This window comes from Agromyces humi, assembly GCF_009720255.1.
GTDB lineage: Bacteria > Actinomycetota > Actinomycetes > Actinomycetales > Microbacteriaceae > Agromyces > Agromyces humi.
Map to the genome: position 1 here is coordinate 1 of NZ_WJSP02000066.1, position 13,921 is coordinate 13,921.

Consider the following 13,921-nt stretch of genomic DNA (forward strand, 5'->3'; position numbering starts at 1 on the left):
CACCGGGCGCGCCGGGACCGGGTGTGCCACCCGGCGGCCGGGTCGCTCAGAGCGCGCCGTAGGGCGGGTCCTGGTACGCCTCGTCCTCGTCGGTGCCGACGGCGCCGGCGGCGTCATCCGGCTCGCCGCCCACGTCGATCTGCGACCAGGTGACCGGCATGCCCGGGGAGAAGAGGATGTCGATGCCGGGACCGCCGCGCAGGGGCGGCACGTTCACGTAGCCGCCGCCCGCCTGGATCGCCTTCAGGATCTCGGCGCGCAGCGCATCGATGGGCTCGGGCAGGAAGTAGTCCCGGCCGTCGACTGTCAGGCGGTGGATCTTCACACCGCACCTCCGTTCTCTCGTGTGGTCATCGGACGCTCGTCGTTCATTCGGGCACCCCGGCCCCGGCTGCCGCCTCGGGGATCGGATGCAGCCCGGCGGGGCTGTTCGCGCCGTCGATCATCAGCTCCAGCCATGCCCGGTTGAGCTTCGGCGGCCGGTTGCCGTTGTACTTGAAGTGCACGGGGACGTACGCGCTGATCCAGATCGAGCTGCGCCCGCTGCCGCGTTCGACCCCATGATTCCAGGTGAGCATGAACTGCTCGCCGCGTCGCAGCTTGGTGGCCACGACGAACTGCAGGTGGGCGAGCACGCGGTCCTCGATCTCGAACTCCGAGATGCGCGCTCCGCCGTAGATCAACTGGCCCATGGCATTCCTCCTCGTGCACTGGTGGTGCTGCGGCATCCGTTCACGACGCGGCCTCGGGCTCGGGCACTGGCCGCAGCCCGCCGGCCGAGTTCGCCGACTTCGTCAGCAGCTCCAGCCAGCGCGGGTTGAGCTCGGACGGATCACCGGGCTCGTCGAACTGGAACGCCATCGGCACGGTGGGGCTGCACCACACGGACGTGCGCTTCGCCGGCGGCGCCTCGTCGCCGAACGTGAAGGCGAAGTGCTCGCCGCGACGCAGCTTCGACCAGATCACCACCTGCAGGTGGGTGAGCGTGCGATCGTCGAACTCCGCGGTGATGGTGGAGTCGTATCTCAGTGTTCCCATGAAGCCTCCGCTCGGGGGTCGTGTGCAAGGTCAGTGGAGTCCGTCTCGCCGGCCATCACGATCGTGACGCGGTCGCGCCCGGCATCCTTCGAGGCGTACATGGCCTCATCGGCGGTGCGGAGGAGGAAGTCGGGCGTGGGCTCGGCGCGCTCGCCAGGCTCCCACACCGCCACCCCGATGCTGGCGGCGACATCGTAGCGCGGCGGCACGCTGTCGAGCGGCCGCCCGACCGCCTCGCGGAATCGCTCGGCGATGGTCGCGCTCGCTTCGGCTGCCGCATCCTCGCAGACGACGACGAACTCGTCGCCGCCGTACCGGGCGACCGAGTCGCCCGCGCGCGCCACCGACCGCAGCCGCGCGGCGACCTCGACGAGGACGTCGTCGCCGACCCGGTGGCCCAGGCTGTCGTTGATCGCCTTGAAGCCGTCGAGGTCCACGAAGACGACCGACAGCGGGCGGCGGCTGCGGGTGGCTGCCGAGATGGCGGCCTCGAGCTGCTCCTCGAGGAGCTTGCGGTTGGCGAGGCCGGTGAGCTGGTCGTGCAGGGCGCGGTGGGCGAGCTCCTCCTGCAGGCGGACCCGGCGCAGCACCTGTCCGGCCTGCCGCGCCAGCGCGGCCTGGATCTCGCGGCTCTCGGCATCGAAGCTGCGGTCCCGTCCGAAGAGTGAGATCACGACGCCGGCCGCGCGTTCGTCGGTGCGGAGGGGGATGATGCTGACGGCGGCGAGGCGGTGCCGGTGCAGGGCGTCGTCGAGCCCGGGCATGATCGCGGCCGCCTGCGCGAGGCTCGAGAGGGTGATGATCTCACCGCTGGCGATCGCCTGCTCGGCGAGCGCCTCGAGGCCCTCCGGCAGCAGCGCCATGGTGATGTCGTCGCCCTCGACGAGTTCGAGGGGACCGGACCCGTCGGCAAGCAGCACGGCGGCGCTCGACGCGCGGAGGGCCGATCCGGCGCTCGCGAGGAGGGCCGCGGCGAGTTCCTGGGCGGTCGTGGCGAGGCCGAAGGCGCTCGAGGCGTCCTGCAGCACGCGGACGCGCGCCTCGGATGCCTCCGCATCCCGACGGGCGAGCAGCAGCTGGCGCTCGTAGTCCTGGCGCTCGGTCGCGTCGAAGACCGCAGTACGGATCGCGCGGGGCGCGCCATCGGCATCCGTCACCATCACGGCGTTGACGAGGATCGGCAGCTCGCGCTCGTCGGCGCAGCGGACGGCGAGGGACACCTCCCGCACCTCGCCGGCGAGGCTCAGCACCATGGCGTAGCGGGTCTCGTAGAAGAGCTGCCCGGGCGAGGTGAGGAGTTCGACGAAGGGGGAGCCGAGCAGCGCCTCCCGGTGATGGCCGGTCCATCGTTCGAACGTGCGGTTGACGCGGGTGATGATGCCGTCGGGGGTGGTTTCGAGGTAGCCGCACGGCGCGTCCTCGAACAGCTCGAGGTACGGGTCGTCGGTGCCGGCCGGTGCGCCGTCGTGGGCGTCCCGGTCGTTGCGCTCCCGGTCGAGGGGCGCGGCGCCGGAGATCGTCACGGCAGGAACGACCTGATCTCGCGCACCAGTTCGTCGGGCGCCGACAGGTTCGGGCAGTGACCGGTCGCGGCCAGCTGCACGAACCGGCTCGTCGGGATCTGCTCGTGCACGTATCGCCCGACGGACTCTGGGGCGATCACGTCGTCGGAGCACTGCAGCACGAGGGTCGGCGTGCGCACGGCGCTGAGGTCGCGTCGGTTGTCGGAGAGGAACGTCACGCGAGCGAAGTGGCGGGCGATCTCGGGATCCACCGCGCAGAAGCTCTCGGTGAGCTGCCGCCCGAGCTCGGGTCGTTCGGCATTGCCCATGATCGCGGGCGCCATGTCGGTCGACCAGCCGAGGTAGTTCGCGTCGAGCGCGTCGAGCAGTCCGTCGATGTCGGCGCGTGCGAAACCGCCGCGGTAATCCTCGTCATCGAGGTAGCGGGCCGAAGGCCCCACGAGCACCAGCTCACCGAATCGTGAGGCGTCCGTGGTCTCGGCGAGGACGCCGATGGTGGCTGCGACGGAGTGGCCCACGTAGACGACATCGTGCAGGTCGAGGGCCTCGAGCACCTCGAGCACGTCGTCGGCGTAGCCGTGCAGCGAGTCGTACTTCGCCGGATCGTAGGCGTCGCGATCGGAGCCCCCCGCGCCCACGAGGTCGAGGAGCACGACCCGGTGATCCGCCTCGAACTGCGGCGCCACCGACCGCCACATCGCCTGGCTGCAGCCGAAGCCGTGCACGAAGACGATGGGCCGCCCGGCCGGGTCTCCGGAGACCGTGACGTTGTTCCGTCGGAGCGCGTCGGTGTGGGCGCGGGGGGCCGTGAAGGTCATAGGGTCCTGCCGGGGGGTCTGAGGTGTGGCCCCGGCGAACCGGGCGCGGAGTGGGGGCTCTCCATCCCTTCCGACACTACCCGCGGGCTGTTCGGAGCAGAGGGTCGCGACGACAATGTCAAGGGGGCTTGACCCGCTCGCATTCGTCCACTATGCAACCATCGCCGTCACGGCGCTTCGTGCCGTCGCGAACGTCCGCCCTCCGCGGGTTCCGCCGAGCGAGCCGTCGTGTCAGGCTGGAGACGTGACCGCGACCCTCGAGCACCCCGACACCGACACCTCCGCCGACGCGGCGACGGTCGTCGTGGCCGACGTGCCCTGGCGAACGATCGTGTGGGACGACCCGGTGAACCTCATGACGTACGTGAGCTACGTGTTCCGCAGCTACTTCGGGTACCCGCGGGATGAGGCCGAGCGGTTGATGCTGCAGGTGCACCACGAGGGCCGCGCGGTCGTGGCGACCGGCAACCGCGAGGCCATGGAGCGGCACGCGCAGGCGATGCACGCGTACGGCCTGCAGGCCACGGTCTCGAGGGCAGAGGCGTGATCGTCGCCGGGCGAAGCGGCGGCGAGGGCGTGCGCATCGTGCTCGAGGCCGAGGAGGCGATGCTCCTGTCCGAGCTCGCCGACCAGGTCGACTCGGTGCTGCTGCTCGGCGAGGCCGACGACCCGGCGCTCGGGCGGCTGCTGCCCAACGCCTACCCCGATGACGCGTCGTCGTCGCGCGAGTTCGCCCGCTACACGCGTGACAGCCTCGTCGACGGCAAGAGGCAGGCCGCGCAGCGGGTGCGCGACGCGACCGCGGTGGAGGACGGCGACGACACCGTCGTGCAGATCGAGCTCGACCAGTCCGAGGCGTGGGGCTGGCTGACGTTCCTCACCGACCTGCGACTCATCCTCGCCGAACGGGTCGGCGTGGTCGAGGAGGGCGAGGACGGCGCCGACGAGACGCGCGACGACTACCTCCGCGCGGCCTACGAGTGGGCCGGCTTCGTGCAGGGCTCGATGCTCGAGGTGCTCGACCCGATCGACTCCTGAGCTCCGATCGGCGGCAGCCGCGGCATCCGCCATGGACACCCGACGCCCCGGACTGGCAGTGTGGTGCCAGGCGCGGCCGTCCCCCAGGCGGCCGCACGAGCGAACGGGGTGCTTCGTGGCCGAATCGTCGTCGATCTCCCGGGTGCTGCGGCACCCGGCTGCCAGTGCCGAGTCACTCGAGTCGATCGCGCTCCTGCTCGGGGCGGCCTTCTTCGTCGTGGGGGGTGCGATCTCCTTCGTCGTGTTCTGGGGACGCGATCTCCCGATCTCGGGCCCGGGGTCCCTCGGGGAGTACGTGGGCATCGGCGGGGCGGTGACGGCGCTCATCGCGTTCATCCTCGGGCGAGTCCTGATGGGCAGGCACCGCCACCCCGCGGTCCTGCACAACGCGTCGCCCGGCCTCGACATGCCGGGCGCGCGGCTGCACTGGTTCGATGTCGCGGCGCTCGCCGTGGCGCACGGCGCGATCGCACTGCTCGGCTGGATCGGCCTGGCCAACCTGCTCGAACGGAGCTTCGTGGGCGCCGTCGTGTTCCCGCTCGCCGGTGCCATCCTCGCCGGCGTCGCGTTCGCGGTCACCTCCTACGTGTCGTTCCTCTCCTCCGTGCACCTGACGCCGATGCTGCTCTCGCTCGTGCTCGCGACATTCCTGGTGGTGGGCGCGCTCGCCGCCATGCTCAGCGCGAGCGACCCCCAGTGGTGGAAGATGAACCTCAGTGCCCTCGGCATGAGCGACGAGGCATCCGCACTGGCCTTCAACGTCACCCTCATCGTCGCCGGCGCCATGGTCACGATCATCGCGCGCTACGCCACGGCCTCGCTGCCCACCAGGACGCGGCAGGAGCTGCGTGGCCGCAACCTGTTGCGACTGGGCCTCATCCTCATCGGCATCTTCCTGGCCTGTGTCGGCATCTTCCCGGTCGACGAGTTCTTCGCGGTGCACAACACGGTCGCCACCGGGATGGCGGTCATCTTCGCCGGGCTCGTCGTGGGACTGCGCTGGCTGGTGCCCGCGATGCCGAGGGTCTTCGTGCTGCTCGGCTACGTCTTCGTCGGCGTGATCGTGCTGCTCGCGATCTTCTTCGCCGTGGGGTACTACAACCTGACGGCCGTCGAGCTCGTCGCCGGCGTGCTGATCTTCAGCTGGATCATCGTGTTCCTCCGCAGTGCGGGCAGCATGCAGGTGCACGGCTCGCCGGCCGCGATGGCGGCTGAGGGCGCCGCCGTCACTGCCGCAGACATGCGGACGGGGCCGGATGCCTCGGCATCCGACCCCGTTCCGGTCTCGAGCTAGGCGACTACGCCGCGTGGGCGAGCGCCTTGGCCTTCAGCTGGTCGTACTCGGCCTGGCTGATCGTGCCGGCGTCGAGCAGGGCCTTGGCCTTGGCGATCTCGTCGGACGGGCTCGCGCCGGTGGCGGCCGTCTGGCGGATGTAGGCGTCGGTGGCGGCCTGGTACTGCTTGGCCTCCTGCTGGGAACGCTCCGCCATGCCCTTGCCGCGCGCGATCAGGTAGACCAGTGCGGTGAGGAAGGGCAGGAAGATCAGGAAGATCACCCACACCGCCTTCCACCAGCCGTTCAGCGTGTGGTCACGGAAGAGGTCGCCGATGATCGCGAACAGCGCCATGAGGTAGGCGATGAAGACGAACGCCCACAGGAACCACCAGATGACGTCTCCGAAACTGTTCCAGAAATTCATTCGCAGCCTTTCGATGTGCTCGAGCGCCCCCCAGTGAGCGCTGCTGAGGTGAACCTACCGCGTGGCGCGAGGGGTCGTCCACCGATGCCCGGCGCTACGCTCATCGCGGGGGAGTCGTGGGCGGCGGGACTCCGGTCGACCGCCCACGCGCCGCACCACACGGGGAGGAGCTCACGATGAGCCTCGCGCGTACGCCGACCGACGGAGGAGCCTCTCCGCGCCAGCTGCTGGTCCTCGCGATCCCCGCGATCGTGCTCGGCGCCTTCGCGGCGCTGCTCCTCTGGGCCCTCGAGAAGCTGGCCGACCTGCTGAGCGACGTGCTGTGGACCAACCTCCCCGATGCGCTCGGCGTCGACCCGAACGGGTGGTGGATCGTGCTGATCCTCACCCTCACGGGCCTCGCGGTCGGCATCGGGCTCCGGTACCTCCCCGGCCACGGCGGTCCCGACTCGGCGACGACCGAGCTCATCTCGCCGCCGCTGAAACTGCGGGTGCTCCCCGGCCTCGCCGTGGTGACGGTGCTGAGCCTCGCCGGCGGTGTGAGCCTCGGTCCCGAGAACCCCATCATCGCCATCAACGTCGCCATCACCGTGGCCCTGCTGGGCCGGCTGCTGCCGCAGGTCCCCGCGCAGATCTCGGTGCTGATCGCCGGCGCGGCGACGGTGGGCGCCCTGTTCGGCACCCCCGTGGCAGCCGCGCTGCTCTTCACGGGGATCGTCGCCGCCGCGAAGGGCGGCGGGTCGTTGTGGGACCGGCTGTTCCTCCCGGTCGCCGCGGCCGGCGCCGGCGCCATCACGATGCACCTGCTCGGGCAGCCGCCGATGTCGTTCGACCTGCCGCCCTACGGCAGCCCGCAGGCGATCGACCTGCTCACCGGTTCCCTCGTCGCATGCGGGGCGGTGGTCATCAGCCTCGCCGCGCTCGTGGCGTTCCCGATCTTCTGGCGCGGGCTCCATGCCCTGCGGCATCCGATCCTCATCCCGCTCGTGGGCGGGTTCCTCCTCGGCATCCTCGGCCTCATCGGCGGTCCCATCACGATGTTCAAGGGCCTCACCCAGATGGGCGAGCTCCTCGAGAACGAGGCCGACTACGACGGCACGCAGCTCGCCGTGATCGCCGGCATCAAGATCCTGGCCCTGCTGGTCGCGGCGAGCTCGCTGTTCCGCGGGGGGCGCATCTTCCCCGCCGCGTTCATCGGGGTGGCCCTCGGCCTGCTGGGGCACGTGCTGATCCCGAGCATGCCGCTCGGGCTCGCCGTCGCGTGCGGCATCGTGGGCGTGGTCCTCGTCATCGGCCGCGACGGGTGGCTGGCGCTGTTCCTCGGCGTCGCGATCCCCACCGACATCACGCTGCTGCCCGTGCTCTGCGTCATCATCCTCCCGGCGTGGCTGCTGGTGTCCCGTGCGCCCGAGTTCCGCATCGTGCCTCCCGAGGCGACCGAGCCCGCGCCAGCGCCCGCGCCCTCGCCTGTGCCCGCTCCGGCACCGAGCAGCCCCGACTCCAGCGGCCGCTAGATGGCCGGCCCCGAGCGAGCGACCGTGCCGCGACCGCTGGCGGGGCTGACCCGCCGCAACGTCGTGCGCGAGCTCCTCGCGGGCATCACGCTGCTCGCCATCGCGATCCCGCTGAACATCGGCTACGCGCAGATCGCCGGCCTGCCGCCCACCGCCGGCCTCTACGCGCTCGTCGTGCCCTCGGTCCTGTACGCGCTGACCGTGTCGTCGCGGCAGCTGGTGGCGTCACCGGATGCCGCGGCCGCCGCGCTCGTCGCCTCCTCGATCGGGGGGCTGGCGATGGCCGGCAGCGCCGACTACCTCACGCTGGCGCTCGCGCAGGCGATCCTCGGCGGCATCCTGTTCCTGCTGCTCGCCGTGTTCAAGCTCGGATTCCTCGCGAACTTCCTGTCGAAGCCGATCCTCGTCGGATTCGTCGGCGGTCTCGCGTTCGACATCCTGGTGGCCCAGGTGGCGAAGATGCTCGGGGTCGAGATCGACTCGGGCGGCGAGTTCATCGACAAGGTCATGGGCCTGTTCACGGGCCTCGACACGGTGAACTGGTGGTCGGTGGTCATTTCCGCCATGGCGCTGGCGATCCTCCTGGTCGGACGGCGGGTCGCCCGCGCGGTGCCCTGGGCGCTCGTCGTGCTGGTGCTCGCGACCATCGGCGTGGTCCTCGCCGACCTCGACGAGGCGGGGGTCGCAGTGCTCGGTCCCGTCGAGGCGGGACCGCCCGCGCTGACCTGGCCCGTGATCGACTGGACGACGTGGTTGGTGCTGGTGCCGTCGGCCATGGCGCTGACGCTCGTCACCACCGCGGAGGGGCTGCTCGTCTCACGCTCGTACGGCGAGAAGCACGACTACCCGACCCGCCCGAACCGCGACCTGTTCGCCTTCGGCCTCGGCAACATCGCCGCCGGCGCGACCGGCGGGTTCACGGTCGGCTCGTCGACGTCGCGCACGGCCGCGATGGACCAGGCCGGCTCCCGCACCCAGCTCCCGTCGCTCGTGACGGCGCTCGGCACCCTGCTGCTCCTGGTGTTCGGCACCGGCCTGCTCGAGGACATCCCCTCGCCGGCGATCGGTGCCATCGTCGCCGTCGCGATCGTGCCGCTGCTCGGCATCCGCGAGTTCCGTGCGCTCTGGCGGGCCGACCGCTTCGAGTTCCTCGTCGGTGTCGCCTGCTTCCTCGTCACCCTCTTCATCGGCTCGATCCCCGGCATCCTCGTCGCCTTCGTGCTCGCGCTCGTCAACCTCGCCAAGCGGGCGGCGAACCCGGCGATCGATGTGCTCGCCGGGAGTGGAGAGCCCACGCAGTCGCTGCTCCAGGAGGCGCCCGAGGGCAGCGTCACGGCTCCGGGCGTGATCGTCGTGCGCCTCGCCGCGCCCCTGTTCTTCGCGAACGGCTCGGTGTTCGGGGACGCGGTGAAGCGTGCGGTGACGGCCGCGCCCGCGGCATCCGTGCACCACCTCGTCGTCGACATGGAGGCGGTGACCGACGTCGACGTCACGGGCGCCGAGAGCTTCGAAGCCCTGCAGGGGTGGCTGGCGGAACGCGGCATCGTGCTCGCCTTCAGCCGGGTGCGGCCCGACGCCCGTGCCCGCCTGGTGCACCTCGGCCTGCTGGGCGACCACGAGGTGTACGACACCAACCGGGCCGCGCTCGCCGCGCTCGCCGCACGTCCGAACCGACACGACGCCGACCGACGCTGACCGACGCTGACACGACGCGGCACCCGCCGCATGGAAGGGGGACCTGATGGGCCCGATCATCGGCGATATCCTGCCGCTCGCACTCGGCATCGCGATCAGCCCGATCCCGATCATCGCCGCGATCCTGATGCTGCTGTCGCCGAAGGCGAAGGGCACGAGCGTCGGCTTCCTCATCGGCTGGGTGCTCGGCATCGTCGTCGCCGTCGTGCTGTTCACGCTGCTCGCCTCGGTGATCCCGGAGGACGATCCGGATGCCTCGAAGCCGGTCTCGGGCGTGATCAAGATCGTGCTGGGTGTCGCCCTGCTGTTCCTCGCCCTGCGGCAGTGGCGCAGCCGCCCGAAGCCCGGTGAGGAGGCCGCGCTGCCGAAGTGGATGGCGGCCATCGACCAGATGACGGCCGGCCGCGGCCTCGTGCTCGGATTCCTGCTGTCGGCGGTGAACCCGAAGAACCTGCTCATGGCGGTCGCCGCGGGCGTGATCATCGGCACGGCCGGCCTCGCCGTCGGCGAGGCGGCGGTCGTCATCCTCGTGTTCGTGCTCATCGCGGCGTGCTCGGTGGCCATCCCCGTCATCGCCTACCTCGTCGCGTCGAACCGCATGGCCGGCCCGCTGGAGGCCCTGCGCGGCTGGCTCGTGCAGAACAACGCGACCGTCATGGCCGTGCTGTTGCTCGTCATCGGCGTGGTCGTGATCGGCAAGGGCATCGGGAGCTTCTGAGCATGGCCGACGAGGCGACACCTCCCGGACTCGCCCGCGGCACCCGGCTGCTGCTCACCGTCGCCGCCGCGGTCGTCGTCTTCGTGGGCATCTGGTTCGCCCGCGACCTCCTCGTTCCCGTCGCGGTCGCGGCCGTGGTCGTGATCATCGCCCACCCGGTGCGCCGCCCGCTCGAGCGACGGGGCTGGCCGAGCTGGCTGGCGACGACCGTCGTCATCCTGGTCGGGTATGCGATCCTCGCCGTGCTCGGGCTGCTGCTCGTCGTGGCATCCGCCCAGTTCGTCGCCATGCTGCCCGAGTACGCCGACGAGTTGCAGGCGACCGCGCAGGGCATCCTCGGCTGGCTGGAATCGCTGGGGTTCTCGAGCGACGCGGCCGGGTCGGCAGCGAGGGCGATCGATCCCGAGCAGCTGCTGTCGGTGGCGACGGGTGTGGCCGATGCGGTGCTCGGCGCCGCCACGGCGTTCTTCTTCGTGCTCGCCTACGTGCTCTTCATGGCGGCGGATGCCTCGCGCTTCTCCCGAGGCGGGACGCACGTGTTCGGTGGCGCCCTGGCCGACGCGATCGGCGCCCGCTACTTCTCGGGCGTGCGCCGCTACTACGTGGTGAACGCCTCGTTCGGAGCGGTCGTCGCGGTGCTCGACGGCCTGCTGCTGTGGGCGCTCGGCATTCCCGCGCCGATCACGTGGGCGATCCTCGCGTTCGTCACGAACTTCATCCCGAACATCGGGTTCGTGATCGGCCTCATCCCGCCGGCGGTGCTGGCCCTCGTCGTCGGCGGCTGGCCGCTCGCGATCACCGTGGTGCTGGCATACTCGCTCATCAACGTGATCCTGCAGGAGTTCGTGCAGCCGAAGTTCGTCAGCGACGCCGTCGGCCTCACCCTCACGATCACGTTCGTCTCGGTCGTGTTCTGGACGCTCGTGCTCGGGCCGATGGGCGCCCTGCTCTGCATCCCGCTGACGCTGCTGGTGCGGGCGCTGCTCCTCGAGCCCGATCCGCGCGCGGGCACGTTGCGGCACCTCATCGGCGACCCGCAGGCGCCGTAGAAGGCGCGAGAACCGGGCAATCCGGATGTTCGCCGAGGATTCGCGAGCGATGCTGGCGCCGCCTTCGAGGCCCGGGCTAGTCTGCAATCACACCGATCAAGGGGGACCACATGGCGGAGTTCGAATACGGCCCGGTCGAGCTGTATCTCGTCGGATTCGAGGGGGACCGTCCTGACGACGCCACCCTCGACGCGATCCGGGAACTGGTCGAGGGCGGCGAGATCCGCCTCATCGACCTGCTCGTGATCTCGCGCGAAGACGACGGCTCCGTCGTGATCACCGACTACGAGGAGATCAGCGACGAGTACGGGTTCGGCGACATCGAACTCGCGGCCATCGGACTCGTCGCCGAGGAGGACGCGCAGGAGTTCGCGCAGGGAATCCCGCCGGGCACGTCGGGCGCGCTGTTCGCGATCGAGCTCCTGTGGGCGAAGAAGCTCGCGTCGAAGTTCGCCGCCTCCGGCGGCATCGTCCTGCAGACCGAGCGCATCCCCGCGCCCGTCGTGAACGCCGCGCTGGCCGAGGCGGAGGAGGAGTAGGCATGCCGTTCCGGAGAGTGGGTCGCCCCGGGCTCGTCGGGCTCGCCGCGCGCACCGCCGTCGTCGCCGGCACCGCCACCGCCGTGAGCGGTGGCATACAGCGTCACCAGATGAACAAGCAGCAGGACGCGTACGAGCAGCAGCAGTACGAGGCCCAACAGCAGCAGGCGCAGATGCAGGCCGCGGCCCAGCAGGCCGTCGCGCAGCAGCAGGCGGCCATGGGCTATGCGGCCCAGCCGGCTGCGCCCGCGCCGGCCGCGGCGGGCGGCACCGACCTCGTCGGCGAGCTGCAGAAGCTGGGCGCGCTGCGCGACCAGGGCATCCTCAGCGACGCCGAGTTCGCCGCGGCCAAGGCGAAGCTGCTCGGGTGACCGTCGCGCTTCGAGCGGTCGCCACGGCAGTGCCGCCGACGGTGCTCGTGCAGGAGCAGGTGCGCGATGTCTTCGCCGCCCAGCCCGGCCTCAACCGGCTGGCGCAGCGCATCGTCGCCACCTCGTTCAACGTGTCGGGCATCGAGACGCGCCACACGGTGCTCGACGAGCTCAGCTGGGACGCTCGCGTCGAGGAACCCGTGTTCTTCGACAACGCCAGCGGCGAGCTCCTCATGCCCGGCACGAAGGTGCGCAACGACATCTACGCCGCCGAGGCGACCAAGCTCTACGTGCAGGCCGCGCGGGCGGCGATCGATGGATGCCCCGGCATCGAGGCATCCGACATCACCCATGTGGTCACCGTGTCGTGCACCGGTTTCTACGCCCCCGGTCCCGACTTCATGCTGGTGCGCGAACTGGGCCTCGGCCCGGCCGTGCAGCGCTACCACCTGGGGTTCATGGGGTGCTACGCCGCCATGCCCGCGCTCCGCACCGCGAAGCAGTTCTGCGAAGCGGATGCCGCGGCGGTCGTGCTCGTGGTCTCGGCCGAGCTGTGCACGCTGCACCTGCGCACCTCGAACGACCCCGACACCATCGTGGCGTCGTCGCTCTTCGCCGACGGCGCGGCGGCCGGGATCGTGACGGCCAGGCCGCTGGCCGAGGGCGAGCGGGCGTTCGACCTCGACCGCTTCGAGACCCGCATCACGCCGAACGGCGAGGACGACATGGCGTGGAAGATCGGCGACCACGGCTTCGAGATGGTGCTCTCGAACGCGGTGCCGACGATCATCGACGACCACATCACGGGCGCCATCGAGCCACTGCTCGACCATGACTCCGCGCTCGCCGAGGCGCTGGCCTCGGACGCCGCGAGCGGGGCGATCGAGCATTGGGCGATCCATCCCGGCGGGCGGAGCATCCTCGACAAGGTGGAGTCGCGGTTGGGGCTCAGCGAGGCGCAGCTGGTGCCCGCACGTGAGACGCTGCGCGACTTCGGCAACATGTCGAGCGCGACCGTGCTGTTCGTGCTGCGCAACATCCTCGACTCGGATGCCGCCGACGACGGCGACCGCGTCGTCGCCATGGCATTCGGCCCCGGCCTCACGGTCGAGTCGGCGCTCATGACGGTGCGCGCCTGATCGATGGGCACCTGACCCGATGAGCACCGTGCCCGGGTTCTTCGACCGGGGGTTCCTGCGGCATCGGGACGAGACCGCGACCGAGCTGATGGACGACCCCGACGGCGACGTGGCGACGCTCGCCCGCACCTACGAGCGCTTCCGGCTCGTGAACGCGGTCGTGTCGAACCAGCGGGCGGTGTACCGGCGCTGGGTGCGGCCGTGCCTCTCGCCGACCGAGACGCGTCGCGTGCTCGACGTCGGCACGGGCGGCGCCGACCTGCCCCAGGCGTTGCTGCGGTGGGCTCGCGCCGACGGGCTGCGGCTCGAGGTGACCGCCATCGACCCCGACGCCCGAGCGCTCGACTGGGCGCTCGCCCAGCCCGCGGAACCGGGGCTCGTGCTGCGGCGGGTGTCGAGCTCGGAGCTCGCCGACGCGGGCGAGCGGTTCGAGGTGGTCACGTCGAACCACGTGCTGCACCATCTCGACGGGCATCAGTTCGGCGCGCTCCTCGCCGACTCGGAGCGGCTCGCGTCGGGCGGCGGCGTCGCCGTGCACGCCGACATCGAGCGCACACGCTACGGGTACGCCGGGTTCGCGCTCGGCACCCTGCCGTTCTCGCGCAACCTGCTCGCCGGCTCGTACATCCGTGCCGACGGGCTCACGTCGATCCGGCGCCCTGCTCTTCGCGCTCGCCCTGTTCCTCGTCGCCGCGCTCACGACGAGCCAGTCGAGCGCCACCAACGCGATCGTGCCGATCGGCATCACGATCGGCCTCCCCGCGTCGCTCCTCGTCGGC

Annotated in this window: 17 protein-coding genes; 11 read left to right on the forward strand and 6 right to left on the reverse strand. The window is 71.0% G+C overall.

Annotation, left to right across the window (positions count from 1 at the left end; translation table 11 throughout):
* Nucleotides 1-46: 46 nt before the first annotated feature.
* The 5 genes from GH736_RS08245 to GH736_RS08265 are packed head-to-tail and all read right to left on the reverse strand — an operon-like array spanning nt 47 to nt 3,379.
* Nucleotides 47-325 carry a hypothetical protein gene (locus GH736_RS08245; RefSeq protein WP_235933897.1) on the reverse strand — a complete coding sequence of 93 codons (279 nt, stop codon included), beginning with the start codon at nt 323-325 and terminating at the stop codon, nt 47-49.
* Between the two features lie 43 nt (nt 326-368).
* Complete coding sequence (locus GH736_RS08250) at nt 369-692, reverse strand: DUF7882 family protein (RefSeq protein WP_159602010.1); 324 nt, start codon at nt 690-692, stop codon at nt 369-371.
* A gap of 40 nt (nt 693-732) precedes the next feature.
* Nucleotides 733-1,038, reverse strand: coding sequence for a DUF7882 family protein (locus tag GH736_RS08255; RefSeq protein WP_159602012.1), 306 nt, complete (start codon nt 1,036-1,038; stop codon nt 733-735).
* On the reverse strand, nt 1,026-2,561 hold the full coding sequence (locus GH736_RS08260) for a sensor domain-containing diguanylate cyclase (RefSeq protein WP_159602014.1): 1,536 nt from the start codon (nt 2,559-2,561) through the stop codon (nt 1,026-1,028). The genes GH736_RS08255 and GH736_RS08260 overlap by 13 nt, the downstream gene beginning before the upstream one ends.
* Nucleotides 2,558-3,379 carry an alpha/beta fold hydrolase gene (locus GH736_RS08265; RefSeq protein WP_159602016.1) on the reverse strand — a complete coding sequence of 274 codons (822 nt, stop codon included), beginning with the start codon at nt 3,377-3,379 and terminating at the stop codon, nt 2,558-2,560. The genes GH736_RS08260 and GH736_RS08265 overlap by 4 nt, the downstream gene beginning before the upstream one ends.
* Before the next feature lie 244 nt (nt 3,380-3,623).
* On the opposite strand from GH736_RS08265, the gene clpS reads away from it, so the two are divergent.
* The 3 genes from clpS to GH736_RS08280 all read left to right on the forward strand — a co-directional run bounded on the left by clpS (nt 3,624) and on the right by GH736_RS08280 (nt 5,711).
* Nucleotides 3,624-3,926 carry an ATP-dependent Clp protease adapter ClpS gene (clpS, locus tag GH736_RS08270; RefSeq protein WP_235933898.1) on the forward strand — a complete coding sequence of 101 codons (303 nt, stop codon included), beginning with the start codon at nt 3,624-3,626 and terminating at the stop codon, nt 3,924-3,926.
* A complete protein-coding gene (locus GH736_RS08275) occupies nt 3,923-4,417 on the forward strand; it encodes a DUF2017 family protein (RefSeq protein ID WP_159602020.1) in 495 nt (164 codons plus the stop codon). The genes clpS and GH736_RS08275 overlap by 4 nt, the downstream gene beginning before the upstream one ends.
* Before the next feature lie 115 nt (nt 4,418-4,532).
* Complete coding sequence (locus tag GH736_RS08280; protein ID WP_235933899.1) at nt 4,533-5,711, forward strand: DUF998 domain-containing protein; 1,179 nt, start codon at nt 4,533-4,535, stop codon at nt 5,709-5,711.
* A 4-nt stretch (nt 5,712-5,715) separates the two neighbouring features.
* Here GH736_RS08280 and GH736_RS08285 read toward each other — a convergent pair whose 3' ends face one another.
* Nucleotides 5,716-6,117 (reverse strand): SHOCT domain-containing protein, encoded by a 402-nt coding sequence (locus GH736_RS08285; RefSeq protein ID WP_159602024.1) that lies wholly within the window; start codon nt 6,115-6,117, stop codon nt 5,716-5,718.
* Between the two features lie 176 nt (nt 6,118-6,293).
* On the opposite strand from GH736_RS08285, the gene GH736_RS08290 reads away from it, so the two are divergent.
* From GH736_RS08290 to GH736_RS25585, 8 genes are all read left to right on the forward strand, one after another.
* Complete coding sequence (locus tag GH736_RS08290) at nt 6,294-7,631, forward strand: ion channel protein (protein ID WP_159602026.1); 1,338 nt, start codon at nt 6,294-6,296, stop codon at nt 7,629-7,631.
* Between the two features lie 24 nt (nt 7,632-7,655).
* Nucleotides 7,656-9,326 carry a SulP family inorganic anion transporter gene (locus tag GH736_RS08295; protein WP_159602028.1) on the forward strand — a complete coding sequence of 557 codons (1,671 nt, stop codon included), beginning with the start codon at nt 7,656-7,658 and terminating at the stop codon, nt 9,324-9,326.
* A gap of 46 nt (nt 9,327-9,372) precedes the next feature.
* Nucleotides 9,373-10,044: a GAP family protein gene (locus tag GH736_RS08300; protein WP_159602030.1), complete on the forward strand. Its 672-nt coding sequence runs from the start codon at nt 9,373-9,375 to the stop codon at nt 10,042-10,044.
* A 2-nt stretch (nt 10,045-10,046) separates the two neighbouring features.
* Nucleotides 10,047-11,093 (forward strand): AI-2E family transporter, encoded by a 1,047-nt coding sequence (locus GH736_RS08305; protein ID WP_159602032.1) that lies wholly within the window; start codon nt 10,047-10,049, stop codon nt 11,091-11,093.
* 110 nt (nt 11,094-11,203) lie between these two features.
* Complete coding sequence (locus tag GH736_RS08310; RefSeq protein WP_159602034.1) at nt 11,204-11,632, forward strand: DUF6325 family protein; 429 nt, start codon at nt 11,204-11,206, stop codon at nt 11,630-11,632.
* Nucleotides 11,633-11,634: 2 nt separating this feature from the next.
* Nucleotides 11,635-12,003 carry an SHOCT domain-containing protein gene (locus tag GH736_RS08315; RefSeq protein ID WP_159602036.1) on the forward strand — a complete coding sequence of 123 codons (369 nt, stop codon included), beginning with the start codon at nt 11,635-11,637 and terminating at the stop codon, nt 12,001-12,003.
* On the forward strand, nt 12,000-13,142 hold the full coding sequence (locus GH736_RS08320; RefSeq protein WP_159602038.1) for a type III polyketide synthase: 1,143 nt from the start codon (nt 12,000-12,002) through the stop codon (nt 13,140-13,142). Before GH736_RS08315 ends, GH736_RS08320 begins: the two co-directional genes overlap by 4 nt.
* Nucleotides 13,143-13,161: 19 nt before the next feature.
* Nucleotides 13,162-13,921, forward strand: a 760-nt coding sequence (locus GH736_RS25585) for a methyltransferase domain-containing protein (RefSeq protein ID WP_328596803.1), incomplete at its 3' end; no start/stop codon positions are given.